Consider the following 25,857-nt stretch of genomic DNA (forward strand, 5'->3'; position numbering starts at 1 on the left):
ATGAAAATCCGCAGCATCAAAGCCACGCCGATCAATCTGCGCCTCGAAGCGCCCTATGCCTGGGTGTTCGGCGAACTCGACGGATTTTCACCGACCGTCGTCGAAGTCGAGACCGAGGATGGCCTGGTCGGCCTCGGCGAAGCGCCGACGCCAGCGGCGGCCGCGATCATCAATAATGTCCTGGCGCCGCGGCTGGTCGGGCGCGATGCCTTCGACATCGCCGGCGCCGAGCATGTCTGCCTGCCCTTTTGGACCGGCGTGCAGTCGATCAACGACCGCACGCGCATCATGGCTTTCGGCGCCATCGAGATGGCTTTGTGGGACCTGCGCGGCAAGGCGTGGAACCAGCCGCTCTATCAGTTGCTTGGCGGCGCCGTACGCAAGGATATCCCGTTCACCGACTATTTTTCGCTGCGCGGTGATGGGCCAAATGTGAAGGGCGAGACGACGCCCCAGGAAGTCGCCGACTATTGCGTCGAATTGCACGAGACGCATGGAACGACTTTCTTCGAAGGCAAGTTCTCGACCGAAGATCCGAAAATCTCGCTCAGGATGGTCGAGCTGATCCGCAGGAAACTCGGCGACGATGCGATGATCCGTATCGATTCCAACCAGGCGTATTCGCTCAGCACCGCGCGGCGGCTGGCGCGCCCGCTGGAAGAGTTGGGCGTGCGCAACTGGGAGGATCCGGTGGCGACCATCGAGGAGATGCGCGAGTTGCGGCGCCATTGCTCGATCCCGTTCTCGACCCACAACATCGACATTGCGCGCGCCATGGAAACCAAAGTGCCGGACGCGTTCGTCGGCAACCCGACGACGCATGGCGGCATCGGCCGGCTGCTGCGCTTCGTCGGCGCCTGCGAGCATGCCGGGATCGATTTCTGGTGCTACAGCGGCGACAGCGGCATCGGCAGCGCCGCCTATCTGCATCTGTGCGCGGCACTCGGCTGGATCAGGGAGCCGAACCAGTCGCTGTTTCGCATGCTGCCGATGGATGTCACCGAGGAAGGACCGTTTTCGCCGAAAAACAATGTCGTGCGCGTTCCGGAAGGTCCCGGTCTCGGCGTCACCTTGTCGCGCGAAAACCTCGCTGCCTGTCACAGAGACTTTACCGAGAAAGGACCGTGCAACAAGTATCATGACCCGGCAAAGCCCGGAACCTATCGCCGTTTGCCGCTGAACTAGATGACGGCTAGCGGCCAAGACCGACGGCCAGACACGAGAAGCCAACCGCCGCGACTTCGGTCGGGAAGGTTGGACAAAGACGGTGGAAGCAGTGCAGCCAACAATCCGGAGCGTCCATGCCACGACTGGATGGACCGGACAAAACCGCATGCTAAAGTTCCGATAGACAGGCCTCCGGTGCCGGGAAAATGGAGCAATCCACGAAATTTCGTCAACCATAAGAAATAGGGGAAAGGGTAAAAACCCATGAGCAAGAACCACAGCATTCTCGATCTGATCCGGCGCAATCGCACGCCGATTGAAAATCACCTGATCGATGGCCTCGTCGACGGCCGTGTCAGCCGCCGCGACTTCGTCCGTCACGGCAGCCTGCTCGGCCTGTCGCTGCCGCTGCTGGGCCGCATCGGCATGGCCGCCGGCCTCGGCGGCATGCCGTCGCTGGCGCGCGCCCAGGGCGCGCCGGGCGCCACCATCCGCGTCGCCAGCAGTGTGCCGGCGGCGACGATCGACCCGGTCAGCATTGCGGACGCCGGCGGCCTGCTGATCATGCAGCAGGTTGCCGAATTCCTTTGCGTCGACGGCCCCGATCTGGTGCTGCAGCCGGCCTTGGCCGAAAGCTGGAAGCCGAACGACAACGGCACGGTGTGGACCTTCAAGCTGCGCAAGGGCGTAAAATTCCACAGCGGCGGCGAGATGAAGGCCGACGACGTCGTGGCCAGCATCGACCGCCTTGCCGACCCGGCCAACTCGTCCAATGCGCTGTCGGTGTTCACCGGCATCCTGCAGAAAGGCGCTTCAAAGAAGGTCGACGACTACACGGTGGAATTCCACCTCGATGCGCCGAACGGCAACTTCCCCTACATGGTGTCGTCCGACAACTACAACGCCGTCATCATCCCGGCGAGCTACAAGGGCGACTACGAAAAGAGCTTCGACGGCACCGGGCCGTTCAGAATTGAGAAATACACGGCAAAGGTCGGCGCGTCCTTCGTCCGCAACGAGGACTATTGGGGTCCCAAGGCCTTGCCCGAGCGCACCGAATTCACCTTCTTCACCGACATGCAGCCGCAGATCCTGGCGCTGCAGGGCGGACAGGTCGACATCATCAACCAGATGCCGGTGTTGGCCGGTGTCGCTCTGCTCAACGATCCGAACATCGACATCATCAGCCTGAAGTCGTCGGCCCATCAGCAGCTGCACATGCGCTGCGACGAGGGTCCGTTGAAGGATGCGCGCGTGCGCCGAGCCATTGCGCTCTGCCTCGATCGCGACAAGCTGGCCGCCGGCCTGATGAAGGGACGCTCCGCCCTGGGCAATGACAGCCCGTTCGCCGCCGTCTATCCTTCGACCGATACGAGCGTGCCGCAACGCAAGCAGGATATCGCCCAGGCCAAGCAGCTCATGGAAGCAGCCGGCCTTGGCCAGGGCTTCAAGATAACCCTGACCACCGAACGCTACCTGGAAATCCCCGAATACGCCCAGCTCATCCAGAACTGGGTCAAGGAGATCGGCGTCGAGCTCGATCTCAACATCCTCGACCAGAGCGGCTATTACGGAGACGCGGTGTTCGGCAAATCGAACTGGCTGGATTCGGTGATGGGCATCACCGACTACGGCCACCGCGGCGTGCCGAACGTCTATCTTGCGGCACCGCTGAAGAGCGAAGGCACCTGGAATGCGGCGCATTTCAAGAACAAGGACTATGACGCGCTGGCGACCAGCTACATCGCAGCACTCGACCTCGAGGCGCAGAAGGCCGACGCCGGCAAGATCCAGAAGCTGTTGCTCGAGGAAACGCCTGTTATTTTCGGCTATTTCTACGACTATCTGACGGCGACGGCGAAGGGCGTGGCCGGCGTACAGCCGACCGCCATGTCGCAGCTGTTCCTCGACAAGGCATCGAAAGCCTGAACTAACTCTTTGTTGGAGCATGACCTTTTCCGAAAACCGGTCCCCACTTTTCGGGATCATGCTCAAAGGGAAAGCCAATCCTCTAACAGCCAGCTCCCGCATGGGGCTGGCTCCACAAGGAGTCTTAGCCATTCTCTCCTTCCTTGCCCGGCGTGTCTCGCTGTCGCTGGTGACGCTGTTCCTGCTCAGCATCATGGTGTTCCTGGGCGGCCAGGTGCTGCCCGGCAACGTCGGGCGCGCCATATTGGGTCCATTCGCCGACCAGCGCGCGGTCGACGCGCTCAATCACACGCTCGGCGTCGATCGCCCGCTGCTGGCACAGTACTGGGGCTGGATCTCCAATTTCGTCCAGGGCGACATGGGCACGTCCTACATCTTCCGCTCGCCGGTCGCGCCTTTCGTCATCGATGCGCTCGGCAATTCGATGAAGCTGGCGGCGGTCGCCTTCGTGCTGGTGGTACCGATCGGCATCCTCGGCGGCGTCGTCGCCGCGCTCAACCTCAACCGCCCGCTCGACCGCATCATCAGCCTCGGCGGTCTGTCGGTGACGGTGCTGCCGGAATTCGTCACCGGCATCATCCTGATCCTGATCTTTGGTGTCTGGCTGCGCTGGCTGCCGATATCGGCCGCATGGCCGCGCGACGCCGGCTTCTTCACGCAGCTCTACTACCTGATCCTGCCGTCGCTGCCGCTGTTCCTGGTGCTGTTCGGCTACATCGCCCGCATGGCGCGCTCCGGCATGATCGAAGCGCTCGATTCCGACTACACGCGAACGGCCGTGCTGAAGGGCCTGCCCTGGCGCACGGTGATCTGGCGCCATGTGCTGCGCAATGCGCTGCTGCCGACCATCACCGTTATCGCCACGCAGACCGGCTACCTCATCGGCGGCCTTGTCGTCATCGAAACGCTGTTTCGCTACCAGGGCATCGGCTCGCTGATCTTCACTGCCGCCCGCGGCAAGGATTTCCCGATGCTGGAATCGGGCATCCTCACCATCGGCATCGTCTATGCCGTGGCCACTCTTGTCGCCGACTTCCTCTATTCCGTGCTCAATCCGCGCATCCGGCTGGGGTCAGACCAATGAGCACCATCCAGACCACCTCCTCGAGATCCGACGACACGCGCCCGCGCGGCCCGCTGGCCGAGGTCTTTTTCTCGCTGCTGCGCTCGCGAACATTCCTTGTCGGTTTCGCCATCGTGCTGTTCTGGGTTGCCTGCGCGCTGTTCGGCGAGCACTTCGCACCCTACGACCCGCTCGCCGACGACATCATCAACGCGCTGGCGCCGCCTTCTTCCGAACACTGGTTCGGCACCGACCAGATCGGCCGCGACGTCTTCTCGCGCGTCATCGTCGGCTCGCGCGACATCCTGACCGTCGCCCCGCTGGCGACCTTGCTGGCGACAGTGGCCGGCACGGCGCTCGGCCTCGTCACCGGCTATTTTCGCGGCCTCGCCGACGATGTCGTCAGCCGAATCCTGGAAGCCTTCATGGCGATCCCGGTGGTCATCGTTGCGTTGCTGGCGATCGTTGCGCTCGGCACCTCGAAGACGACGGTCATCGTCGTCATCGGCTTGAGCTTCGCGCCGATCATCGCGCGCACCGTGCGCTCCGCGGTGCTGGCCGAGCGTGAACTCGACTATGTCGCTGCCGCGCAGCTAAGGCATGAAAGTGCCCTGCATACGATGTTCGTCGAGATCCTGCCCAACGTCATTCCGCCGATCCTGGTCGAAACCACTGTGCGGCTCGGCTATGCCATCTTCGCCGTCGCCACGCTCTCCTTCATGGGTTTCGGCATCCAGCCGCCCTCGCCCGACTGGGGGCTGTCGATCTCCAACAACTACGGCATGATCGGCGGCGGCTTCTGGTGGACGGTGCTGTTCGATGCGCTCGCCATCGCCTCGCTGGTCATCGGCGTCAATCTGGCGGCCGACGGCGTTCACGGAGCGCTCAATGACTAACTCCGCCAAGGCCGAAAACGCACTCGAAGTCACCGATCTTTCGGTTGCCTACCGCGTCGCCGGCCGCAACCGCGCCGTGCTGCGTAACCTCAGCCTCACCATCGGCCAGGGCGAAGCCTATGGCCTGGTCGGCGAATCCGGCTGCGGCAAATCCACCGTGGCGCTTACGGTGGTGCGCTATCTGCCGAGAAACGGTTCTATCACCGGCGGCACGATCTCGCTCGACGGCCAGAACGTGATGAAACTCGACGCCGAGGCGCTCAGGCGGGCGCGCGCGGAAAGCGTCTCCATGGTCTATCAGGACCCGGGCAAGGCGCTGAACCCGTCGATCCGCGTCGGCCGTCAGTTGACCGAGATTTTTGAACTCGGCGGTATTTCGGGACAAGCGGCCACCGACCGGGCGATTGCGATGCTCAATCGCGTGCGCATCTCCGATCCGATGAGCGTGATGCAGCGCTACCCGCACCAGCTTTCCGGCGGCATGCAGCAACGCGTGGCGATCGCCATGGCGCTGGCCAACGATCCCTCGATGCTGATCCTCGACGAGCCGACCACCGGCCTCGATGCGACGGTAGAGGCCGAAGTGCTCGACCTGATCGCACAGCTGCGGCAAGAACTGTCGGCCTCGATCCTGTTTATCAGCCACAACCTCGCCGTCGTCTCCAACATGTGCGACCGCGTCGGCGTGCTCTATGCCGGCATGCTGGTCGAGGAAGGGCCGACGGAGGTCGTCTTCAACGACCCGCGCCATCCCTACACCGTAGCCTTGCTGCGCTGCCTGCCGCGCGGGGGCCAGCGCAAGGACCAGGGCCGCCTCGATACCATTCCCGGCTTCCTTCCCGGCATCGGGGCCGACATCAAGGGCTGCGCCTTCGCCGATCGCTGCGCGCTCGCCGACGACCGCTGCCGCAGCGAATTGCCACCGCTCTACGATCTGGGCGGCCGGCTGTCGCGCTGCTTTCATCACGACAAGGCGCAGGCGCTGCCGCGCGCGACGCCGAGCAATGTGGCGCCTGTACCAAAGGCGGCGGCAGCGCCGGTGCTGCGCGTCACCGGGCTGAACAAGACCTATGCCAGCCATGGCCATGCACTGCGCGCCGTGAAGGACGTGTCGCTCGACCTGCGGCCTGGCGAAACGCTCGGGCTGGTCGGCGAATCCGGCAGCGGCAAAACGACCTTCGCCAGGCTGCTGCTCGGCCTTGTGCCGCCGGACGCAGGCGGCACGATCGAGCTGGAAGGCAAGGCGCTGGCGCCCAGGCTGGAGAACCGCAGCGACGACCAGATCAAGGCGATGCAGATCGTCTTCCAGAACCCGGACTCCGCACTCAACCGATCGCATTCGATCCGGCATCTGATCGGACGCGCGCTGAAGCGGCTGGCGGGCCTCTCCGGCAAGGCGCTGGAGGCTCGTCTCAACGACCTCGTCCGCTCGGTGCGGCTCACCGACCGCCATCTTGCCGTCAAGCCACGCCAGCTCTCCGGCGGCCTGAAGCAGCGCGTCGCCATTGCCCGCGCCTTCGCCGGCGACCCGCGCATCGTCGTCTGCGACGAGCCGACCTCGGCGCTCGACGTCTCGGTGCAGGCTGCCATCCTCAATCTGCTCGCCGACCTGCAGTCGAAGGAAGACGTCAGCTACATCTTCATCTCGCATGATCTGGCCGTGGTGCGTTACCTCTCCGACAAGATCGCCGTGCTCTATCTCGGCCGCATCATGGAGCTCGGACCGTCGGAAGAGGTCTTTTCCGGGCCGCATCATCCCTACACCGAAGCGCTGCTGTCGGCCGTGCCCAAACTCGACCAGACCGAGACGGCGCGCATTCGTCTCGACGGCGAAATCCCGAGCGCCACCAATCCGCCGTCGGGCTGCGTGTTCCACACGCGCTGCCCGCGCAAGATCGGTCCGATCTGCGAACAGCAGGAGCCGCCGCTGAGCGAGGCCCAGCCCGGCCATTCCATCCGCTGCCACATTCCATATGCCGAACTGGCCAGGCTGCAGAGAGCGGCCGTGACCGAGCCGGCATAGCGCCGCGCTTCCGTGGCTTGGCCAGTCAGACCTGGCCGGCCATGCTGAGAGCACGGTCACCTTCCGAAAAGCCCTGCCCTTCGGCCCAGTCCCTGGCCAGCGTGCGCAGGCCTGTGAGCGCGACATCCAGGACATCCGAAGAAACAGGATTGGAGGGATAGGCGAGGTAGATCGGCCGCCGGAACACCGGCGCGTCGTCGATGCGCCGCATTTCGCCGCGCTCGATATGGCCGCTGACGGCGCTGAGCGGCAGATAGGCGGCGGCTTGCTGCGACAGCACATGCTGCAGCCCGATGAAGACCAGTCCGGCCGATATGGCCGGCTTGACCATGCCGGCAAAGGCGCGGTCGTGCTCGATGCGGAACTCAAGCCCCCAGTCCATCAGGATGTAGTTTTCGGTCCACGGCCTGGTCTGCGCGGCATGCTGCACCAGCACGACCTGATCGACCGCCAGCGTTTCGTAGACGATGCCGGGGTGCGGCCGCGGCAGATAGAGGATGCAGATATCGAGCAGGCCTTCCGCCAGTTGGTCGATCGCCGAGTCCGGAAAGCTGCCCTCCAGCCGCAGCGCCACGTTCGGCCGCCTGGCGCGCATCCACTCGACCCATGGCGAGGTGATGCGGTCCCACAGATAGGCAGGCGCGGTCAGCCGCAGCAAGGTCTCGTAGCCATCGGGAACGGCGATGTCCTGCCGCGATTGCTCCCAGGTGCGGGTGATGGAAGAGGCATGTGGCAGGAACTGCCGCCCGGCCGGCGTCAGCGTGACGCCATCGCGGTCGCGCACGAAAAGCCGGCGGCCCAACTGCTCCTCCAGCCCCCTGATCCGTGCGCTGACGGTGGACTGCGCGAGGTTGAGCCGGCTGGCCGCAACGGTGAAGCTGCCATGGGTGGCGACTTCGAGAAAGCTGCGCAGATTTTCAGTGTCCATGCCCACCTCTGCATCGAAAATTTCGATGACCCCTATCAAAAAATATCGCTTTCCGGCGGCAGTCAACAATGAACTAGATGGCCGAACCCCAAGACAAGCGAGGAATCCAGCCATGCCCAAGCATTTCCGGATGATCGACAACGCTCGCAGAACGCTCACTGCAATCGAAAATTCCGCTGTCGACGAATTGCTGGCCGGCAGGATGGACCGCCGCGACTTCCTGCGCCATGGCAGCGTGCTTGGTCTCTCACTGCCGTTCCTGGGCAGCCTTGTCGCGGCCGCCGGCCTCGGCACGCAGCAAGCACGCGCGGAGGGCAAGCCGGGCGGCACGGTGCGCGCCGGCGTGGCGACGCCGGGCGGCGCCATCGATCCCGTCACCTATTATGACAGCGGCAGCTACCAGCTGGTTTTCCAGACCGCCGAATTTCTCTGCATCACGCAGCCGGACCTCACCTTGAAGCCGGTGCTGGCGGAGAGTTGGGCGCCGAACGAGGACGGCAGCGTCTGGACGTTCAAGCTGCGCAAGGGCGTGAAATTCCACAATGGCGAGGATTTCAAGGCCGACGACGTCGTCGCGACCTTCGACCGGCTGGCCGACCCCAACGGCGCTTCCAATGCACTTTCCGTGTTCAAGGGGCTGCTGTCGAAAGGCGGCACCCAGAAGGTCGACGACCACACCGTCGCCTTCCATCTCGATGCGCCGAATGGCAGCTTTCCCTATTCGGTGTCGATCGACAATTACAACGCCGTCATCCTGCCGGCGAGCTACAAGGGCGACTACGAAAAGACGTTCGAAGGAACCGGGCCATTCCGGCTGGAGACCTACACGCAAAAGGTCGGCGCGACCTTCATCCGCAATACCGACTATTGGGGCGAGAAGGCGCTGCCTGACCGGCTCGAATTCAAATTCTACGGCGACGTGCAACCGCGCATCCTGGCGCTGCAGGCCGGCGAGGTCGACATTCTCGACGCCGTTCCGCTCGATGTAAGCCAGGTGGTGCTGAACAGTCCTGATATCACGGTGCTGCGTGTCGCTTCGACCGCGCACCGGCAGCTTCACATGCGCTGCGACACCGGCCCCTTCACCGACAAGCGCGTGCGCCAGGCGCTGGCGCTGTGCATCGACCGCTCCAAGCTGGTCGACGGGCTGTGCCGCGGCATGGCGGCGACCGGCAATGACAGCCCCTTCGCACCCGCTTTCCCCGCAACCGACAAGACGGTGCCGCAGCGCGTCCAGGATATCGCCAAGGCCAAGCAGTTGCTGGAGGCGGCGGGCCTTGCCAGTGGTTTCGACATCACGCTAACGACGCTGCGCTATTCCGACATTCCCGGCTACGCGCAATTGTTCCAGAATTTCGCCAAGGAAATCGGTGCCCGCATCTCGCTCAACATCGAAGACCAGGACAAATATTACGGCAAGGCGGTGTTCGGCCAGTCGGACTGGCTGGACAGCCCACTTGGCATCACCGACTACGCCCATCGCAGCGTGCCGAACGTCTTCCTGAAGAGCCCGCTGGTCAGCGACGGTCCGTGGAATGCGGCGCATTTCAAGAGCCCGGCCTATGACGGCATGGTCACCAGCTATCTCAAGGCGCTCGATGTCGGCGCGCAACGCGCTGCCGCCTCCGACATCCAGAAACTGCTGCTCGACGAGACGCCTGTCATCTTCAGCTATTTCCCCGATCTGCTGGTGCCGGTGCGCAAGAATGTCAGCGGCTTGCCGCCGATCGCCGCCGGCCTGCTGCTCGATCGCGTGTCCCTGAGCTGATCGTGCCTCAACGCCCGATGACAAAAGAAACAAAACGGGAGACTACCATTCGCAAGCCTCATCTGCGCGGCCGCGGGCCGCATTTTCCGCTGCTCGACAGCATCGTGCAGTACGACTTCGAGCCGGGCTACATAGCCTTCACCATGCCGACGCAGAAGCGCCTGCGCGTGCAGGTGGGGTCAATGACCGTGGCCGATACGACCAACGCCTTGGTGTTCTACGAATCCGATCATCTGCCGGTCTACTATTTTCCGATCGGCGACGTTCGCGAGGAGTTCCTGCTGCCGAGCAAGACCACGACAGAGGACCCATTCAAGGGCACAGCCACCCACTATTCGCTCAACACCGGCATCACGCTGGTCGAGGACGCGGCCTGGCGCTATCTCGATCCGGTCAAGGGCTGTCCGCCGATATCGGACTATATGACGTTCACCTGGAGCAAGATGGGGCACTGGTTCGAGGAGGACGAGGAGATCTTTGTCCACGCCCGCGATCCGTTCCGCCGCGTCGACTGCCTGCCGTCGTCGCGGCGCGTGCAGGTCATCCTCGATGGTGAGCAGGTCGCCGATTCACGCCGCGGCGTGTTCCTGTTCGAGACCGGCCATCCGGTGCGCCACTATCTGCCGATCGCCGACACGCGGCTCGATATGTTCGCGCCCAGCCGCTACATCTCGCGCTGTCCTTACAAGGGCATCTCCAACTACTATCACGTGACGACCAAGGCCAAGCGCCACGAGAACCTGGTCTGGTATTATCCTGAGCCGGTGCACGAGGCGGAGCGCATCAAGGGGCTGGTCTGTTTCCACCACGAGCTGGTCGACAAGATCCTGGTCGATGGCGTCGAAATCCCGAAGGAAGCCACGGCCGCGTCGAGCGGTTATTTCTAGGCATCGACGCCGCTTGCGCGCGGGCGCTTGATCGAAGCACGGGTCAGCGCATACCCTCCCTGGGACAGGGAGGACACTCGATGGATCTTTTCAAGCTGGATGGCGATGTCGCGCTGGTCACCGGCGCCGGCAGCGGCATCGGCCAGGCCATCGCGATCGGGCTGGCCGAGGCAGGCGCCGACATCGCCTGTTTTGGTCATGCGTCGAAAGGTGGGCTGGATGAAACGGCGCACCGGATCACGGCACTCGGCCGTAAGGCGCTGGTGCTGAACGGTACAGTGACATCGCAGAGCGATCTGGCGGCGGCGATCGATCGAGTCGAGAGCGAACTCGGTGCGCTGACCGTTGCGGTCAACAATGCCGGCATTGCCGGCTCCGAACCCGCCGAGACGATGCCGCTGGAGACTTGGCAGAAGGTGCACGAGGTCAATGTCGCCGGCGTGTTCCTGTCCTGTCAGGCCGAAGCGCGCAAGATGCTGGTGCGAGGCAAGGGCTCGATCATCAACATCGCCTCGATGTCGGGCACCATCGTCAACCGGGGCCTGACGCAGGCGCACTACAACTCTTCGAAGGCCGCCGTCATCCACATGTCCAGGAGTCTCGCCATGGAGTGGGCCGATCGCGGCCTGCGCGTCAATGTCGTCAGCCCGGGCTACACACTGACGCCGATGAACAAGCGGCCTGAGGTGGCCGAAGAGGTCAAGATCTTCAAGCGCGACACGCCGATGGGGCGCATGGCGGCGCCGGAAGAGATGGTCGGACCGACGGTGTTCCTGGCCAGCCGCGCAGCGAGCTTCGTCACCGGCCTCGACCTGATTGTCGATGGCGGCTACGTCTGCTGGTAGAGGTTCAACTTCGCCTGCAGTCTGAATTTATACGCTTCGCGCGGTGTTAGTCGTTGCGCGACATGAACCTTGATATATATAATTTCATCCCATGAAACTGGCTTGGCGAGATGGCGCTTGCCGGGTCGACAGCCGAGAACATGAGACCTTGATGGCTCGCACCTTGCAAGGCGCCGCAAGACTGGCAATCGATCCGCAGATGACCGCCCCCGCAGCGATCCGTCGGCAACCATGACGCCGACACTGCAGTCCTGTTCCATCATCACTAGAATTGAGCACCATCTTGCCTGCGTCGGCCAAAGCCGGGGCAACAATCTGGCGCCGACGGCCTTGCGCAAAGACCAGCCTTTCCAACACAATCAAGAAAAGCCGCAAGAAGGGAACGAACGATAATTTTCACAGCTTGAAGGAGAACAAGCATGTCACTTCGCAGTGTGATTTCGAACTTAACAATGGGAACCTTCGCACTCGCCGCGGCGAGTGCACTGACACCTTCCGCCCAAGCCGCCGCACCAGAATCCAACGATCCGATCAAGATCGCGCTGTTCGACTGGACCAGCGTCAATCTGAACGCCAAGATCCTTGGCGGTATCCTGGAAAAGCTCGGCTATACCGTCGAGTATCCCACGGCCGACTACCTCTCCAGCCTGACCACGGGCCTCACCAATGGCGATCTCGATGTCGGCCTGGAGTTCTGGGACACGACCGCCGGCGAAGCCATGAAGGCCTCCGATGCGACCGGCCAGACCGAACGGCTGGGCAAGCTCGGACCCAAGGCCAAGGAAGAGTGGTGGTTTCCGGAATACATGAAGGAGAAATGCCCGGGCCTGCCCAATTGGGAAGCGCTAAAGGACCCGAAATGCGCCGAAGCCTTCTCGACGGCGGAGACCGCACCGAAGGGACGCTATCTCGGCGGCCCGGTGACCTGGGAAGGCTTTGACGACGAGCGCGTCGAGGCGCTGAAACTGCCCTTCACCGTCATCCATGCCGGCACCGACGCGGCGATGTTCGCCGAGCTCGATTCCGCCTATCAGCGCAAGGCGCCGATCATGCTGTGGATCTATTCGCCGCATTGGGCGCCGGCCAAGTACAAGGGCGAGTGGGTTGAATTCCCGGAATACACGCCCGAGTGCTACAACGACCCGAAATGGGGCGTGAACCCCGACGCCAAATATGACTGCGGCAAGCCGCATGGCGAGATCTGGAAATACTCCTGGTCCGGCATGAAGGACAAATGGCCGGTCGCCTACAAGGTGGCCAAGGCCTACACGATTGACACCGATGAGCTCAACAAGATGAGCGGCGAGATCGATCTCGGCGGCAAGACACCGGAAGACGTCGCAGCTGCCTGGATCGCCGCCCACGAGGCCGACTGGAAAGCCTGGGCGCAGTGATCGTTCCGACTGGAAAAATGAGACCCGGCTGCTGACCAGCCGGGCCTCACTTGTTGATATTCCAGAGGGACGTTCGAATGACGGACAGGACTGAACAGGAGCCAAACACGGCGGGCGCGCCAAAAGACGCCCGTCCGGTAAAGCTTGCCTGCCGCAACGTCTGGAAATTGTTCGGATCGAACGCGGCCAATTTCATCCGCGAACGTGACGGCAAGGCCAGCATGGCCGACGTCACGGCTGCCGGGCTGGTCGGCGCGGTGCGCGCCGTCGACCTTGAAATCCGCCAGGGCGAGATTTTCATCATCATGGGCCTGTCGGGCTCCGGCAAGTCGACGCTGGTGCGCTGCATGTCGAGGCTGGTCGAGCCGACCCACGGCAAGGTCGAATTCGAGGGCAATGACCTGCTGAAAATCTCCGATGCAGCACTCATCGAATTGCGACGACACCGCATGGGCATGGTGTTCCAAAATTTTGCGCTGTTGCCGCATCTCAACGTGCTGGAGAACATCGCCTTCCCGCTCAGCATCCAGGGGCAGGACCGGGCGACACGCGAAGCAAGGGCGCGCGAGGTCATCGAGCTTGTCGGCTTAAGGGGTCGCGAGCATTTCTATCCGCGCGAACTGTCCGGCGGCCAGCAGCAGCGTGTCGGCATCGCCCGCAGCCTGGCGACAAAACCGGAAATCTGGTTCCTCGACGAGCCGTTCTCGGCGCTCGATCCGCTGATCCGCCGCGAGATGCAGGACGAGCTGATGCGGTTGCAGATGATGCTGCACAAGACCATCGTCTTCATCACCCATGATTTCGACGAGGCCATCCGGCTGGCCGACCGCATCGCCATCATGAAGGATGGCGAGGTCATCCAGATCGGCACGCCGGAGGAACTGGTGGTCAATCCGGCGACCGACTACGTCGCCGAGTTCACCCGCGACGTCGACCGCGCCAAGGTGATCTCGGCACGCAGCCTCATGCGCGCCTGCGACGGCTCGGAGCACGGCGGAACGGTGGCGCCGGAGGCCAAGATATCCAGCTTTTCCGCCAGCATCGTTGCCGCCAACAAGCCGTTCGCGGTCGTCAACGGCAGCGGCAAGCCGATCGGCGAGGTGACGCCGCAAGCGGTGATCGATCTGCTGGCCGGCATTGAGCGTTCCGGAGCCGGCACATGACGGTGACGGCAAGCGCCGGCGAAACACGGTCGCGCCCGGTTCAGGTCTGGCTGCTCGTCTGGGCGGTGGCACTCGCGGCCGTGCTTGTCGTGTTCCTGTTGCAAGACCACCTGCCCTGGGCGGTCAATTATCCGGCCAGCGCCGTCGTGCCGGTCGCCGATTGGATCAGCGCGCTGATGCGCTGGATCAAGTCGAACCTGTCGTGGCTCACCCGCTCGATCACCGCTGTGCTCGGCGTTCCGCTCGATTTCGCGCTCAATCTGCTGGCCAAGAATTTCAAGATCGGTCACGGCGCAGAAGCCTATGTCCTGCCGCGGCTGTCCTGGGTCGGCGTCTGCGCTGCCGCCTTCATCGCGGGGCATGCAGCCGGCGGCAGAAAACTCGGCCTGCTGGTCGGCGGCTGCTTCCTCTACATCGCGCTGTTCGGCCAATGGACCAGCGCCATGCTGACGCTTGGGCTGATCTCCATCGCCGTGCCGTTCTGCATCGTCACCGGGCTGTTCGCCGGCATCTGGGCGTGGCGCAAGCCGTGGGCCGAAAGGCTCATCGTCTCCCCTGCCCTCGACCTGATGCAGACGATCCCGACCTTCGCCTATCTCATCCCAATGCTGCTGCTGTTCGGCAACAGCCCGGTCTCGGCGATGATTGCGACCGCCATCTTCGCCACCCCGCCGATGGTGCGAGCAACGATGCTCGGCCTATCGCGGGTGCCGTCGGAGATCGACGATTTCAGCGAAATGGCCGGCTGCACGGCGCAGCAGAAACTGTGGCGGGTGCTGCTGCCGTCGGCGCGGCCGACATTGATGGTCGGCGTCAACCAGGTCATCATGCTGGCGCTGAACATGGTGATCATCGCTTCGATGATCGGTGCCGGCGGCCTCGGCTACGACGTGCTCCTGGCGCTGCGCGCGCTGAAGGTCGGCGAGGCGATGGAAGCCGGCCTTGCCATTGTGGCACTCGCCATCGCACTCGACCGGCTGAGCCAAGCCATCGCGCACAGCCAAGCAAAGGGCCATGTCCATCAGGAGGTAAGCCCGAGCCTCTGGTGGCGCTACCCCAACCTGACGCTGGCCATCGCCATCCTTGTCGTGACAACACTGCTCGGCCTGTTCGTGCCGGCCTTGGCAGTGGTGCCGAAAGCGATCACTTTCACCACGGCGCCGCTGTGGAAGGCGGCGGTGAACTGGGTAACCATCAATTTCTTCGACACGATCGAAGCATTTCGCGTGGCGCTCATCCTCAATTTGCTGAACCCGCTGCGCGCCTTCTGCGAAGGCTTTCCGTGGCTGGGCGCGGTCTTCCTGCTCGGCCTTGCCGGCTATCAGCTCTCCGGCCTGCGGCTGGCCGTTCTCGTCGCCGCGCTGACCGCCTTCTGCGCCATCACCGGCCTGTGGGAAAAAACGATGGCAACGGTCTATCTCTGCGGCATCTCTGCCTTCATCGCCTGCCTGATCGGCATCCCGATCGGCCTGATGGCCGCGCGCAGCGACCGCTTCGAGAAGATCGTCACGCCCATCATCGACACGCTGCAGGTGCTGCCGTCCTTCTGCTTCATCATCCCGGTGGTGATGCTGTTTCGGGTCGGCGACGTCACCGCGATGATCGCAACGATAGCCTTCGCCGTGGTGCCGGCGATCCGCTATACCAATCACGGCATCAGGCAGGTGCCGCCGGCGCTGATCGAGGCGGCGAAGGTTTCGGGCTGTACGCCGCGCCAAACCTTCTTTCGCGTGCAATTGCCGTTGGCGCTGCCCGAGATCATGCTCGGCGTCAACCAGACGATCCTGATGGCGCTGGCGATGATCATCATCTGCGCCATGGTCGGCACCCGCGATCTCGGCCAGGAAGTGTTCATCGCGCTATCCAAGGCTGATTCCGGCCGCGGCATCGTCGCCGGTCTCGCCATCGCCTTCATCGGCATCGTCGCCGACCGGCTGTTCAACGCCTGGACGGCGAAGGCCAGGGCAAGGCTGGGGTGATAGCTACCATTTCAAGCTCGATAGCCTAATAATCCATTCTTTCGTCGATTTCGTTGTACGGTCCCTCTCATGGATACAATCACTATTGAAGGCTGGGTATTGCCTGAGATTCGCCGGGTCAGCATTCCAGATATTGATTCTATATCTTTCAAAGATCCAAATGGATTCGAAGGAATCTTCAAATTCAAAATTCGCGACGGCAACGTCCATGTAGAGTGCGATATCGTAAGTTCTTGTGACAACGCTCTTCAATTTTGTACGGTTCGATCGCTCGAACTTGCAACTGCCTTAGTCGACATCTTTGCTTTCTCAAAAGGATGGGCTCTGTCGGTGATAGTTGATTTCATGACTCGCGGCGAAGAACGCCGACCAATCGCACTAAGTGAGCAGAGCGTACAAGCCTATTGCAATGCCTTCCAGAGCGCCGCCGAATTCCAGCAGCTTAGCAATCTCGTCCTTCCAAACTTGAGCTTGAGATTCGCGTTCCGTGATCTCGTCTCAAGCTTGAGCACACTTAATTATTCGGCAATCGCTGCGGCGCGAGCGGTCGAAGTAATTCGTAGCCAGATGGCTTCTGATACGTCAGAGAGTCAGGCGTGGGAGGTCATGCGAAACAAGCTTCGAATAGAGCGCTCTTACTTGAAATTCATAACAGACGCATCTCGCTATCCACGACACGGCAATCGGGGAGCTACAGATGGGGGAACTCAAATCGTCGTTACTCATCGAGCGTGGGCAATCATGACTAGGTACTTGGAATTTCTGAAGCGAGGGGGAAAAGAGGAACTGCCGGAGGACATGTTTCCTCTTTTGACAGCTTGATGGCAAACCCATCAGGCCATCAAAAGAATTCAAGCCGCTGGCCGAACCTTTATTCCGCTGCTACCCCTTTGACTTCCAGATAGCTCTCCATGGAATCGTCCAGCGCCTGCAGCCATGGCGTATGATGCAGCGGCGCCATGGTGCCGGTCATCAGCGAGCGGTAGGCGTGATCGCGGAAGCTCATAATGTCTTCGCCCTTGTGGTGCTCCCACTCCATGAAGGTCTGGTTGACCGCCTCGACGTCGAAGCCGGGATAGTCGGTCTGGTCCATCAATTCCTTGGTGTAGTCGCCCTGGAACCAGATCATCTGCTCGGCGTCTTCGAGCGTTTCCTCGCGCGCGCGCCATTTCGCGCCGTGCTCGGCCATCGCCTCGGCCGACGGCAGCTTGATGCGGCCCATGATGACGTCGCGGGCGAACCAGGCCTGCGCGTCGAACATGTTGAAGGTGTAGAACTGGTCCTGCATGCCGATATAGGAAAGTTTTGGGTTCTTCTCCCAGACGACGCCCTCATAGAGATCGAGCGGCCACATGCGGTTGGCGGTCTTGAGCTTCAAATCGTCGGTGAGGAAGGGGAAGGAATGCAGGTAGCCGGTGCACAGGATGATGGCGTCGACATCCCTAGTGGTGCCGTCCTTGAAATGCGCGGTTTTGCCGACGACCTTCTGCAGCAGCGGCACCTCTTTCCAATTCTCCGGCCATTTGAAGCCCATCGGCTTCGAGCGGTAGCTGGAGGTGATCGATTTGGCGCCGTATTTGTAGCATTGCGAGCCGATATCCTCGGCCGAATAGGAGCGGCCGATGATCAGAATGTCCTTTCCCTTGAACTCCATCGCGTCGCGGAAATCATGGCTGTGCAGGATGCGGCCATTGAAGGTGGAGAAACCCTCGAAATAGGGCACGTTGGGTACCGAGAAATGCCCGGAGGCGACGACGACATTGTCGAACTCTTCGGAATAAGTGACGTCGTTGGTGCGGTCATGCGCGGTGACGGTGAATTTCTTCGTCTCGTCCGAAAACGTCACCATGCGCACCGGGCTGTTGAAGCGCACCCATTTGCGCAGGCCTGATTTCTCGACGCGGCCCTTGATGTAGTCCCACAGCACGGCGCGCGGCGGATAGGAGCCGATCGGCCGGCCGAAGTGCTCCTCGAAAGTATAGTCGGCGAATTCCAGGCATTCCTTTGGTCCGTTCGACCAGAGATAGCGATACATGGAACCGTGCACCGGATCGCCATGCTCGTCGAGACCGGTGCGCCAGGTGTAGTTCCACAGGCCGCCCCAGTCCGACTGCTTTTCGAAGCAGACGATCTCGGGAATGTCGGCGCCCTTGTCGGCCGCCGATTTGAAGGCCCTGAGCTGTGCCAGGCCGGATGGGCCGGCTCCGATGACGGCAACGCGACTTTTCATGGCAGGCCTCCCGATCTGGTTTCGACTTTTGCCTTGACGCAACTCCCAAGGGGAAAGCGCTATGCGCTTTCCCGGAATTGCTCTTACGAAACAAATTTCACTCACAGGGACAGTAATTGGCCCTTTCGTGCTGTCAACAGCCCGGTGCGGAAACAACGTTCCGCCGATGTGGATTTCCCGCAAAAAACCGGACGCGGCCAAACGCCGGATCGTGCGCATGCGCTTTCAGGCGACTTGCCGTCGCAGTTGCGCTGCTGTATCGGCACCTGACATGTTCACCTAGAGTGAAATAAATCCGCAGGAGTGCCGGGGGCGACATGGCGAAGAAGGTTTCCGATTCCAAGGCTGGTCCAGCCGGTGCAAAGGCCAAGCCGCAGCCAAAGGTCTCGGCCGACGGGAAAACCATCCGCGCGCCGCTGACGCAGAACCCGCATGCCATTCGCGACACGCGCGAAAAGGTGCTGGAGGTGGCGATCGGCCGCGAGGTGCGCGCCTTCCGCAAGAAGCTCGGCATCACCGTCGCCGATCTGGCGGCCGCCACCGACATTTCGCTGGGCATGCTGTCGAAGATCGAGAATGGCATCACCTCGCCGTCACTGACCACCTTGCAGGCGCTGTCGCGGGCGCTCGGCGTCCCGGTGACAGCCTTCTTCCGCCGCTTCGAGGAAGAGCGCAGCGCCGTTTTCGTCAAGGCCGGCCAAGGCCTCGATGTCGAGCGCCGCGGCACGCGCGCCGGTCACCAGTACAATCTGCTCGGCCATATCGGCTCCAATACCAGCGGCGTCGTCGTCGAGCCCTATTTGATCACGCTGACCGAGGATTCCGACGTGTTTCCGACCTTCCAGCATGAGGGCATGGAGTTCCTCTATATGCTCGAGGGCGAGGTCGTTTACCGGCACGGCAGCAATCTCTACCCGATGAAGCCCGGCGACAGCCTGTTCTTCGACGCCGACGCGCCGCACGGGCCGGAACAGCTGACGAAACTGCCGATGCGGTATTTGTCGATTATCTGCTATCCGCAGAGCGCGGGTTGAGCGGGACTCGATCTCCCCACGAGGGGAGATCGGCAGCTTCGCGGGCGTCGCTCAATCCGGTCCGAACCCAGGGCTCGTCGGGCTGCCGTCGTCGAGCTTCGACAGCCACTCGACCAACGTTGACCTATACCGGGTCAGGCCCTTGTAGTTGGCGAGTTCGTCGGGCAGGTCGCGGATGACGCGGTGCAGGCGCCGGGCCCATTTTGGTTGCGTCACCAGCTCGTCCATCTTGATCAGATAGCAGCGGATCGGGAAGACGATGCCGTTCGAGCGCGGCAGGCGCCAAAAACTCTGCAGCTCGACGCGCAGATGCACTTTGTCGCCGACATTTTCCGGCGTCACCGTCGCCCGGTCCGGACCCCATTTGTGATAGTTTTCGGGGCTGGTGTCGAGGCGCGGATTGATGGTCATCGTCCAGTTCAGGCGCCTGGCCGGCTTGCCTTGCTGGATGTTGGTGAGGAATTTCAGCGCCCTGACAAAAATCCCCTTCTCATGCGCCAGCGGCACCGGCGCGTGCCATTCGAAAAAGTTCATGCCGATGTCGAAATCGAGCGACCAGTCGGCTTGGGTGGTGACCATGCCGGCATCCATCCACAGATTGCCGTCGCGCTGGTCGAGGATGCAGAAGTCGCCCTGGCTCTGGCGGGTGATGTACTCCATCGGGCCGTAAGGCAGCGTCGAGGTGTCGCCGAAGGTGAAGGTGTCGTCGATGCCGAGCGGCCGGTTGATCCAGCGCCAGCGGTCGCCGTCGCGGGTCAGCGTGAAATGCTCGGGATAGCCCAGCGCCTGCTGCTCCATCAGCAGTTCCAGCAAGTCCCAACCGGCCAGCGTCATGTGCGGCAGCGACTGGCAGCGCAGCGGGTCCTCGGCCAGCACCAGCGCGCGGTCCTGCATCTCGGCGACATAGTGCTCGTCGACGTCGATCAGGTTTTCCAGCACGCTGCCCTTGGGGCCGACGACATGCGGCTCGATGTTGACCGCATACATGTAGGCGTCTTCGTGGAACGGAAACGGGAAGCGCCTGATGTGCTCAGGGCTGTTCCTGAAGGTGAAGTCGTCGCGGAACGTTTCCTTGCGAAAGGTGATGCCCATGATTTCCTCCTAGCGCTCCAGGACCAGCGACCGGCCCTCGAAGCGCGACACGCACGGCATGATCTTCTTGCCCGAACGGTGCTCTTCCTCGCTCAGCCAGTGGTCGTTGTGGATGAACTTGCCGTCGCAAGAGATGACGTTGGTTTCGCACTGGCCGCAGACGCCGCCGCGGCAGAGATAGGGCGGATCGACGCCGGCCGCTTCGATCGCTTCCAGCAGGCTCTGCTGCTCATCGACGCGGATCGTCTTGCCGCTGACGGCAAGCGTCACGTCGAAAGGCAGGCCAGGCTGGGGGGCCGCGAAATGCTCGAAATGCACGGTTTCCGATGGCCAACCGAGGCTTGCCGCGCGATCACGCACCCAGTTGATCATGCCGGCCGGGCCGCAGACATAGAGATGCGTGCCGAGCGGCTGCGTCGACAGCAGCCGGTCGAGTTCGATGCGCTCGTCAAGGTCGTCATGATAGAGCCTGACCCGTCGGTCGTAGCGCTCGCGCAGCACATCGGCGTAGGTGCCGAGCGATGCGGTGCGGCAGGTGTAGTGCAGTTCGAAATTGCCGCCTTCCGCCGCAAGCTGAGCGGTCTGCGCCATGAACGGCGTGATGCCGATGCCGCCGGCCAGCATCAGATGCTTTTTGGCGCGCAGGTCGAGCGAGAACAGATTGACGGGATAGCTGACCACCATCTCCATGCCGGGCTTGACGTTCCGGTGCATGAACAGCGAGCCGCCGCGGCCGACATCGTCGCGGCGCACCGAGATCGTGTATTCGCGCGTGTCGAGCGGCGAGCCCATCAGCGAATAGGGGTTGAGCCTGGTGCGTTCGCCGTCGCGCATCTCGACCACGACATGGGCGCCGCCGGAAAAGGTCGGCAGCAACTCGCCGTCGCGCCGGCGGAAATGGAAGCGGGTGACGAGGTCGTTGACCGGGACGACGTCGCTGACCACGACATCGAGTTTTGTTGTTCCGGCGCTCATCGGAAAACCTCCTCCATCGGAGGAATCTCGCTGCGATCCTCGGCGTTGATGCAGACGCCCTGGAACGCCGCGATGCGCCTGGAATAATGATCGCGCACCAGAAGCAGCAGGCCGCAATGCGCGCAGGTCGCCGGCTGCGTCGTCACATTCTCGGTGATGCCCTTGCAGTGGACGCATTGCATGCGCCGCGCCAGCGAACCGCGGTGCTCGGTCTGGATCGAAGTGTGGTCGATGCCGGCTTCAAGCGCCACCTGCATCGCCTGGCCGATCAGGCCCTCAGTGCCGGCGAGATAGAGGCGCAGGCCCATATGCGCATTGGTCAGTGTCTGCCTAAGCCGTGGCAGCAGGCTGGCGAAGGATGGCGACAGATGAAACTGCGCCGGTCTCAGCGCTTCGAGGGCCGCGGTGTGTTTGCCGTCAGGCCCGGGAATGAAGACGATTTCGGCGTCGTCGAAAAACCCGGGCGGCGCCCTCCCGGCCATCTCCGCTATCGTCAGCGCCCCTTCCGCATCCGCGATAAAAAGATGATGCTTGCCGGGCTGCGGAGACAAGGTTCCGTAAACAGGCCGGCTGATGATGCTTTTGGCTGCCATTTAAGTCTTCGTGCCTTCGAGCGCTTCACCGTTTCATAGAAACGGCGGACCGCTCTATCTCTTTGCTTTGACGCAATTCCGGACGGAAAACCGTTTCACACTTTTCCTGGAATTGCTCGAACCCCTCGCTGTTGATTATGCCTCAACCTTTCGCCGTGCGCTTGGTCTTCTTGGGATCGTCGAATGGCAATGGCTGGGCGGTGGCCTTGATGGCGCCGCTCCTGTTGCGGATTTCGAGCTTGGTGTCCTTGACCGCGCAGTCGACGTCGAGGCGGGCGATGCCCATCGATTTCTCGACCAGGGGCGAATACATGGCGCAGGTTACCACGCCCACCTTCTTGCCGTCGCGATAGACCGGCGCACCCTCATCGGCCGGCTCCTTGCCGTCGAGCAGAACGCCGTAGATCTTGAAGCGCTCCTTACCCTTGAGGCGATAATGCTCCTCGGCGCCGCGGAAGCCGGTCTTTCCGGGGCTGACGGTGAAGTCGAGGCCGAGCTCCCACAGCGTGTCGCCGGGTCCTTCGTTCTCGAACGGATATTTCTGCGAATTGTCGTAGGGGTAGAACAGCAAATAGCTTTCCACCCGCAGCATGTCGAGGGTGGTGAAGCGGCACGGAATGATGCCGGCGCTCTTGCCCTCGTCGAGGATCCTGTCCCAGATCGTGCCGGCATCCTGGCCGCGGCAGAAGATCTCGTAGCCGCGCTCGCCGGTGTAGCCGGTGCGCGAGATCATGACGGGCAAACCGAACAGTTGCGTCTGCATATGATGGAAATAGTTGAGGTCGCGAATGCCCGGCACATGCTTGGCCAGATAGTCGACGGCGGTTGGCCCCTGCAGCGAAAGATCGTGCAGATTGTCGTCGAAGCGCAGCGACACGTCGCGGCCCATAGCCGCCCGCTGCAATTCTTCATGGCCGGTGCCCGAACCATGCACGACCATCCAGGCATTGGGGCCGGTGCGGTAGAGGATGCAATCGTCGGTGAATTTTCCCGCCTCGTTCAGCATGCAGGCATAGGCCGACTTGCCGGGGTAGATCTTTTCGACGTCGCGCGTCGTCGCCAGGTCGATCAGGTGTGAAGCATGCGGCCCGGTGATGTGCACCTTCTTGAGGCCGGAGACATCCATCAGGCCAGCCTTGGTGCGGATGGCGATGTACTCCTCGTCGGCATCCTTGTCGTAGGTCCAGGCGGTTCCCATGCCGCTCCAGTCTTCGAGCTTCGAACCGAGCGCTCGGTGGCGATCCGCCAGGGTCGAAAATCTCCAGGATGCCGTCATCCGCTCGTCCTCCGTTTCGATAATGCTCTGCTGTTCCCTGCCCCCTGCGCAGTGGCGGGAGCTTTGACCGAATATTGATCGCAAACGCCAGGACGCCGCAATACCCATAAGCAATTAATTTCATTGTCAGGCAAAATCCACCGCGCAAAGCAAACAGTTAACCTCACGTAAATCGCGCTTGACAATTGCGGGATTCGGACTGAATTTATGAAAAAAATTTCACTCTCTTGAAAGAAGGCAGCGGCCGGCCAATTCGGGGCCTGGCGTTGGAAAAAGGGGAAAACCGATGTCAGACATGCAACAGCGCATCGAAGCGCTGTACCGCTCCGACGTGCGCGGATCTGCGCTCCTGATCGTCTGCCTGTGGGCGACGATCCTCTTCGTCCTGCTCATGACATGGCCCTACATCCCGCACAGCGGCATCAAGGCCGTGGTCGCGATCGCCGCCGCCGCCGTGCTGATCTTCAACACGGCCGCCATCCTGGCGATGGTCAAGCACTACAAGGAAGACAAGGAATTCATCTACGGGCTCGACATCAAGAACGCCGACGCATTCCGCAACCGCAAGTCCTGAGGGGTAGAAGAAATGTCCCGCTACACGCCGCCGGAGCAGAGCAAGGCCGGGCAGGTTTTCGACATCGCCGTCGTCGTCGTCGCCATTTTCGTGGCGCTGTGGCTGCCGCTGAAACTGGGCCTCGCCGGCGCGGCGAAATCCATCGACGCGCTCGACGCCAAGACGTGGGAAGCGCTCGGCCAGAACCCGACCATGGCCTCGATCTGGGAAAAGCTCGGCTACACGCCCGAGACCGCGCACGACATCATCCAGAACCGCTTCCATTATGTCATCGACTGGCCGACGCTGATCATAATGGCTGCGGTGCTGATAGGCTATTTCGTCTTCCTGTTTCGCGCATCCGACCGCGAATATCGCGACGTCATCAACGAAAAATTCGACGACAAGTAAGAGTTCTGAGGACGATTTAATTCGGGGACACGATCATGTGGGTGGCACTCTCTTACGCATGCTGGGGCATCTCGATCGTGCTCGCTTTGTGGATGCTCTACGACTGGTTCAAGGTCGACACGACCTTCTCCGAAGAGGTGCTGACCTCCTCGCGCGAAGGCGAACTGGAAGCCACTTCCGAAAAACACCGGATCTGAGTGAGGATTGAACAATGACGATCGCACTTGAACCGGCTGCCCCGGCTGTCCAAGGGGACAGAGTTTCACTCCTGCGCGTGCTCGGACCGGCCCATGTCTGGGCGCTCGGCGTCGGCATCGTCCTGGTCGGCGAATTCACCGGCTGGAATTTCTCGGCGGACAAGGGTGGCGCGCTGGCCGCGCTGATCGTCTGCTGGGTCGTCGGATTGCTCTACACCTCGGTTGCGATGATCGATTCCGAGGTGACATCGACCGTGGCCGCCGCTGGCGGCCAGTATGCGCAGGCAAAGCACATCGTCGGACCGCTGATGGCGTTCAACGTCGCGCTGTTCCTGGTCTTTGCCTACACGATGCTCGAAGTGTCCGACGCCATCCTGCTCGGCGACACCATCGTCGCCAAGGCCGGCGTCGAAGGGCTCACCCACAATTCCTTCATCGCCGCGACCATCGTCGTGCTGGCGTGGCTGAACTATCGCGGCGTGCTGATGACGCTCAACGTCAACTTCGTCATCACCGCGATCGCCTATATCTCGATCGTCATCCTGTTCTTTTCGGTCAGCCCGTGGACGCAAGGCGCGGTGCTGAAGCTGAACGAACTGGTCACCCCAGGCAATGCGCTTCCCTATGGCTGGATCGGCGTCATCGCCGCCTTCCAGTTCGGCATATGGTACTATCTCGGCATCGAAGGCACCACACAGGCCGCCGAGGAAGTGCGCTCCCCGGCCCGCTCGCTGCCTTACGGCACCATGGCCGGCATGATCACGCTTTTGATCGCGGCGGCCATGACCTGGTATGTCTGCGCCTCCCTGATGCCCTGGGAATATCTCGGCATCACCTACTATCCACTGTGGGACGCCGGCAAGCTGACCGGCAGCCCGCTGCTCGAGAACCTGTTGTTCGTCGCCACGCTGCTGGCGGCGCTGGCGTCGGCCAATGGCTGCATCAACGATGCGGCGCGCGCCTGGTTCTCGCTCGGCCGTGACCGCTATCTGCCGACATGGTTCTCGGCCGTGCATCCGAAATATCGCACGCCCTATCGGTCGATCCTGTTCCTGCTGCCGATCGCGCTGGCCTTCGCCTTCATCGCCGACCTCAATCAGGCGATCACCTTTTCGATCCTGTCGGGGGTGCTGCAATACACGTTCATGAGCATCAACATCATCATGTTCCGCAAGAAGTGGCCGTTGGGCTCGATCCGCCGAGGCTACACCCACCCCTTCCATCCGATCCCGGCCATGGTGCTGTTCTGCCTGTGCGTGGTGACCTTCTTCGCAATCTTCCTCGGCTTCGGCTCGCAGTTGATCGCCATGGTCGCCTTCTACTTCCTGATCTCGCTGTGGTTCCACTTCTACCGTTACAAATTCGTGCGGCGCGGCGACCAGTTCACCATGCCGTGGCCAAAGCCGCAGGGTTATTGATGGGAGTAGGCCCGTCCGGATCCCGGCCGGGCCTGG

At 62.2% G+C, this 25,857-nt stretch carries 23 protein-coding genes; 17 read left to right on the forward strand and 6 right to left on the reverse strand.

What is annotated here, in order from left to right; translation table 11 throughout:
• From AC0NIL_RS26010 to AC0NIL_RS26030, 5 genes are all read left to right on the forward strand, one after another.
• Positions 1–1,185 (forward strand): mandelate racemase/muconate lactonizing enzyme family protein, encoded by a 1,185-nt coding sequence (locus tag AC0NIL_RS26010; RefSeq protein WP_127368703.1) that lies wholly within the window; start codon positions 1–3, stop codon positions 1,183–1,185.
• Positions 1,186–1,431: 246 nt separating this feature from the next.
• Positions 1,432–3,096 (forward strand): ABC transporter substrate-binding protein, encoded by a 1,665-nt coding sequence (locus AC0NIL_RS26015; RefSeq protein ID WP_275953778.1) that lies wholly within the window; start codon positions 1,432–1,434, stop codon positions 3,094–3,096.
• A 100-nt stretch (positions 3,097–3,196) separates the two neighbouring features.
• Positions 3,197–4,180, forward strand: a complete 984-nt coding sequence (locus tag AC0NIL_RS26020; protein WP_181172681.1) for an ABC transporter permease — start codon at positions 3,197–3,199, stop codon at positions 4,178–4,180.
• Positions 4,177–5,055, forward strand: a complete 879-nt coding sequence (locus AC0NIL_RS26025; RefSeq protein WP_275953779.1) for an ABC transporter permease — start codon at positions 4,177–4,179, stop codon at positions 5,053–5,055. The genes AC0NIL_RS26020 and AC0NIL_RS26025 overlap by 4 nt, the downstream gene beginning before the upstream one ends.
• The gene (locus AC0NIL_RS26030) at positions 5,048–7,078 is read left to right on the forward strand and encodes a dipeptide ABC transporter ATP-binding protein (RefSeq protein WP_275953780.1); all 2,031 of its coding nucleotides are present in this window, start codon (positions 5,048–5,050) and stop codon (positions 7,076–7,078) included. Before AC0NIL_RS26025 ends, AC0NIL_RS26030 begins: the two co-directional genes overlap by 8 nt.
• A gap of 25 nt (positions 7,079–7,103) precedes the next feature.
• Here AC0NIL_RS26030 and AC0NIL_RS26035 read toward each other — a convergent pair whose 3' ends face one another.
• The gene (locus tag AC0NIL_RS26035) at positions 7,104–8,006 is read right to left on the reverse strand and encodes a LysR family transcriptional regulator (RefSeq protein ID WP_473572726.1); all 903 of its coding nucleotides are present in this window, start codon (positions 8,004–8,006) and stop codon (positions 7,104–7,106) included.
• A gap of 112 nt (positions 8,007–8,118) precedes the next feature.
• Between AC0NIL_RS26035 and AC0NIL_RS26040 the strand changes: the two genes are divergently transcribed.
• The 7 genes from AC0NIL_RS26040 (at position 8,119) to AC0NIL_RS26070 (ending at position 16,864) form a co-directional block, all read left to right on the forward strand.
• Positions 8,119–9,774 carry an ABC transporter substrate-binding protein gene (locus tag AC0NIL_RS26040; protein ID WP_473572727.1) on the forward strand — a complete coding sequence of 552 codons (1,656 nt, stop codon included), beginning with the start codon at positions 8,119–8,121 and terminating at the stop codon, positions 9,772–9,774.
• Positions 9,775–9,791: 17 nt separating this feature from the next.
• Complete coding sequence (locus AC0NIL_RS26045; protein WP_013532886.1) at positions 9,792–10,661, forward strand: DUF427 domain-containing protein; 870 nt, start codon at positions 9,792–9,794, stop codon at positions 10,659–10,661.
• Positions 10,662–10,741: 80 nt separating this feature from the next.
• Complete coding sequence (locus AC0NIL_RS26050) at positions 10,742–11,506, forward strand: SDR family oxidoreductase (RefSeq protein ID WP_013532887.1); 765 nt, start codon at positions 10,742–10,744, stop codon at positions 11,504–11,506.
• Positions 11,507–11,925: 419 nt separating this feature from the next.
• Positions 11,926–12,900, forward strand: coding sequence for an ABC transporter substrate-binding protein (locus AC0NIL_RS26055; RefSeq protein ID WP_027163833.1), 975 nt, complete (start codon positions 11,926–11,928; stop codon positions 12,898–12,900).
• A 77-nt stretch (positions 12,901–12,977) separates the two neighbouring features.
• On the forward strand, positions 12,978–14,063 hold the full coding sequence (locus AC0NIL_RS26060; protein WP_013532889.1) for a quaternary amine ABC transporter ATP-binding protein: 1,086 nt from the start codon (positions 12,978–12,980) through the stop codon (positions 14,061–14,063).
• Positions 14,060–16,042, forward strand: coding sequence for an ABC transporter permease (locus AC0NIL_RS26065; protein ID WP_275953783.1), 1,983 nt, complete (start codon positions 14,060–14,062; stop codon positions 16,040–16,042). Before AC0NIL_RS26060 ends, AC0NIL_RS26065 begins: the two co-directional genes overlap by 4 nt.
• A 69-nt stretch (positions 16,043–16,111) precedes the next feature.
• Positions 16,112–16,864 carry a DUF8168 domain-containing protein gene (locus AC0NIL_RS26070; RefSeq protein WP_275953784.1) on the forward strand — a complete coding sequence of 251 codons (753 nt, stop codon included), beginning with the start codon at positions 16,112–16,114 and terminating at the stop codon, positions 16,862–16,864.
• A 49-nt stretch (positions 16,865–16,913) separates the two neighbouring features.
• On the opposite strand, the gene AC0NIL_RS26075 is transcribed toward AC0NIL_RS26070, so the two are convergent.
• Complete coding sequence (locus tag AC0NIL_RS26075) at positions 16,914–18,272, reverse strand: NAD(P)-binding domain-containing protein (protein WP_473572728.1); 1,359 nt, start codon at positions 18,270–18,272, stop codon at positions 16,914–16,916.
• Between the two features lie 317 nt (positions 18,273–18,589).
• Here AC0NIL_RS26075 and AC0NIL_RS26080 point away from each other — a divergent pair, with 317 nt between their 5' ends.
• The gene (locus AC0NIL_RS26080; protein ID WP_473572729.1) at positions 18,590–19,306 is read left to right on the forward strand and encodes a helix-turn-helix domain-containing protein; all 717 of its coding nucleotides are present in this window, start codon (positions 18,590–18,592) and stop codon (positions 19,304–19,306) included.
• Between the two features lie 51 nt (positions 19,307–19,357).
• Here the strand turns inward: AC0NIL_RS26080 and AC0NIL_RS26085 are convergent, their stop codons facing one another.
• The 4 genes from AC0NIL_RS26085 to AC0NIL_RS26100 all read right to left on the reverse strand — a co-directional run bounded on the left by AC0NIL_RS26085 (position 19,358) and on the right by AC0NIL_RS26100 (position 23,242).
• Positions 19,358–20,398: a heme-dependent oxidative N-demethylase family protein gene (locus AC0NIL_RS26085; protein ID WP_024502597.1), complete on the reverse strand. Its 1,041-nt coding sequence runs from the start codon at positions 20,396–20,398 to the stop codon at positions 19,358–19,360.
• Between the two features lie 9 nt (positions 20,399–20,407).
• The gene (locus AC0NIL_RS26090; RefSeq protein WP_063167620.1) at positions 20,408–21,373 is read right to left on the reverse strand and encodes a PDR/VanB family oxidoreductase; all 966 of its coding nucleotides are present in this window, start codon (positions 21,371–21,373) and stop codon (positions 20,408–20,410) included.
• On the reverse strand, positions 21,370–21,966 hold the full coding sequence (locus AC0NIL_RS26095) for a dimethylamine monooxygenase subunit DmmA family protein (protein WP_473572730.1): 597 nt from the start codon (positions 21,964–21,966) through the stop codon (positions 21,370–21,372). The genes AC0NIL_RS26090 and AC0NIL_RS26095 overlap by 4 nt, the downstream gene beginning before the upstream one ends.
• A 142-nt stretch (positions 21,967–22,108) precedes the next feature.
• Positions 22,109–23,242 carry an aminomethyl transferase family protein gene (locus tag AC0NIL_RS26100; RefSeq protein ID WP_027163838.1) on the reverse strand — a complete coding sequence of 378 codons (1,134 nt, stop codon included), beginning with the start codon at positions 23,240–23,242 and terminating at the stop codon, positions 22,109–22,111.
• 286 nt (positions 23,243–23,528) lie between these two features.
• Between AC0NIL_RS26100 and AC0NIL_RS26105 the strand changes: the two genes are divergently transcribed.
• Genes AC0NIL_RS26105 through AC0NIL_RS26120 form a run of 4 tightly spaced genes read left to right on the forward strand, consistent with a single transcriptional unit; the run spans position 23,529 to position 25,821 of the window.
• Positions 23,529–23,816, forward strand: coding sequence for a hypothetical protein (locus tag AC0NIL_RS26105; protein WP_013532898.1), 288 nt, complete (start codon positions 23,529–23,531; stop codon positions 23,814–23,816).
• Between the two features lie 12 nt (positions 23,817–23,828).
• Entirely contained in the window at positions 23,829–24,206 is a 378-nt protein-coding gene (locus AC0NIL_RS26110; protein ID WP_013532899.1) for a hypothetical protein, read from the forward strand.
• A 35-nt stretch (positions 24,207–24,241) separates the two neighbouring features.
• A complete protein-coding gene (locus AC0NIL_RS26115) occupies positions 24,242–24,403 on the forward strand; it encodes a hypothetical protein (protein WP_013532900.1) in 162 nt (53 codons plus the stop codon).
• Between the two features lie 14 nt (positions 24,404–24,417).
• Positions 24,418–25,821 (forward strand): APC family permease, encoded by a 1,404-nt coding sequence (locus AC0NIL_RS26120; protein WP_024502594.1) that lies wholly within the window; start codon positions 24,418–24,420, stop codon positions 25,819–25,821.
• Positions 25,822–25,857: the final 36 nt, after the last annotated feature.

This window comes from Mesorhizobium sp. WSM1343 (assembly GCF_055901535.1).

What these genes read in the sequence shown, in the direction of transcription:
- AC0NIL_RS26010 (WP_127368703.1), top strand. Translation starts at nt 1, where the DNA reads ATGAAAATCCGCAGCATCAAAGCCACGCCGATCAATCTGCGCCTCGAA.
- AC0NIL_RS26015 (WP_275953778.1), top strand. Translation starts at nt 1,432, where the DNA reads ATGAGCAAGAACCACAGCATTCTCGATCTGATCCGGCGCAATCGCACG.
- AC0NIL_RS26020 (WP_181172681.1), top strand. Translation starts at nt 3,197, where the DNA reads ATGGGGCTGGCTCCACAAGGAGTCTTAGCCATTCTCTCCTTCCTTGCC.
- AC0NIL_RS26025 (WP_275953779.1), top strand. Translation starts at nt 4,177, where the DNA reads ATGAGCACCATCCAGACCACCTCCTCGAGATCCGACGACACGCGCCCG.
- AC0NIL_RS26030 (WP_275953780.1), top strand. Translation starts at nt 5,048, where the DNA reads ATGACTAACTCCGCCAAGGCCGAAAACGCACTCGAAGTCACCGATCTT.
- AC0NIL_RS26035 (WP_473572726.1), bottom strand. Translation starts at nt 8,006, where the DNA reads ATGGACACTGAAAATCTGCGCAGCTTTCTCGAAGTCGCCACCCATGGC.
- AC0NIL_RS26040 (WP_473572727.1), top strand. Translation starts at nt 8,119, where the DNA reads ATGCCCAAGCATTTCCGGATGATCGACAACGCTCGCAGAACGCTCACT.
- AC0NIL_RS26045 (WP_013532886.1), top strand. Translation starts at nt 9,792, where the DNA reads ATGACAAAAGAAACAAAACGGGAGACTACCATTCGCAAGCCTCATCTG.
- AC0NIL_RS26050 (WP_013532887.1), top strand. Translation starts at nt 10,742, where the DNA reads ATGGATCTTTTCAAGCTGGATGGCGATGTCGCGCTGGTCACCGGCGCC.
- AC0NIL_RS26055 (WP_027163833.1), top strand. Translation starts at nt 11,926, where the DNA reads ATGTCACTTCGCAGTGTGATTTCGAACTTAACAATGGGAACCTTCGCA.
- AC0NIL_RS26060 (WP_013532889.1), top strand. Translation starts at nt 12,978, where the DNA reads ATGACGGACAGGACTGAACAGGAGCCAAACACGGCGGGCGCGCCAAAA.
- AC0NIL_RS26065 (WP_275953783.1), top strand. Translation starts at nt 14,060, where the DNA reads ATGACGGTGACGGCAAGCGCCGGCGAAACACGGTCGCGCCCGGTTCAG.
- AC0NIL_RS26070 (WP_275953784.1), top strand. Translation starts at nt 16,112, where the DNA reads ATGGATACAATCACTATTGAAGGCTGGGTATTGCCTGAGATTCGCCGG.
- AC0NIL_RS26075 (WP_473572728.1), bottom strand. Translation starts at nt 18,272, where the DNA reads ATGAAAAGTCGCGTTGCCGTCATCGGAGCCGGCCCATCCGGCCTGGCA.
- AC0NIL_RS26080 (WP_473572729.1), top strand. Translation starts at nt 18,590, where the DNA reads ATGGCGAAGAAGGTTTCCGATTCCAAGGCTGGTCCAGCCGGTGCAAAG.
- AC0NIL_RS26085 (WP_024502597.1), bottom strand. Translation starts at nt 20,398, where the DNA reads ATGGGCATCACCTTTCGCAAGGAAACGTTCCGCGACGACTTCACCTTC.
- AC0NIL_RS26090 (WP_063167620.1), bottom strand. Translation starts at nt 21,373, where the DNA reads ATGAGCGCCGGAACAACAAAACTCGATGTCGTGGTCAGCGACGTCGTC.
- AC0NIL_RS26095 (WP_473572730.1), bottom strand. Translation starts at nt 21,966, where the DNA reads ATGGCAGCCAAAAGCATCATCAGCCGGCCTGTTTACGGAACCTTGTCT.
- AC0NIL_RS26100 (WP_027163838.1), bottom strand. Translation starts at nt 23,242, where the DNA reads ATGACGGCATCCTGGAGATTTTCGACCCTGGCGGATCGCCACCGAGCG.
- AC0NIL_RS26105 (WP_013532898.1), top strand. Translation starts at nt 23,529, where the DNA reads ATGTCAGACATGCAACAGCGCATCGAAGCGCTGTACCGCTCCGACGTG.
- AC0NIL_RS26110 (WP_013532899.1), top strand. Translation starts at nt 23,829, where the DNA reads ATGTCCCGCTACACGCCGCCGGAGCAGAGCAAGGCCGGGCAGGTTTTC.
- AC0NIL_RS26115 (WP_013532900.1), top strand. Translation starts at nt 24,242, where the DNA reads ATGTGGGTGGCACTCTCTTACGCATGCTGGGGCATCTCGATCGTGCTC.
- AC0NIL_RS26120 (WP_024502594.1), top strand. Translation starts at nt 24,418, where the DNA reads ATGACGATCGCACTTGAACCGGCTGCCCCGGCTGTCCAAGGGGACAGA.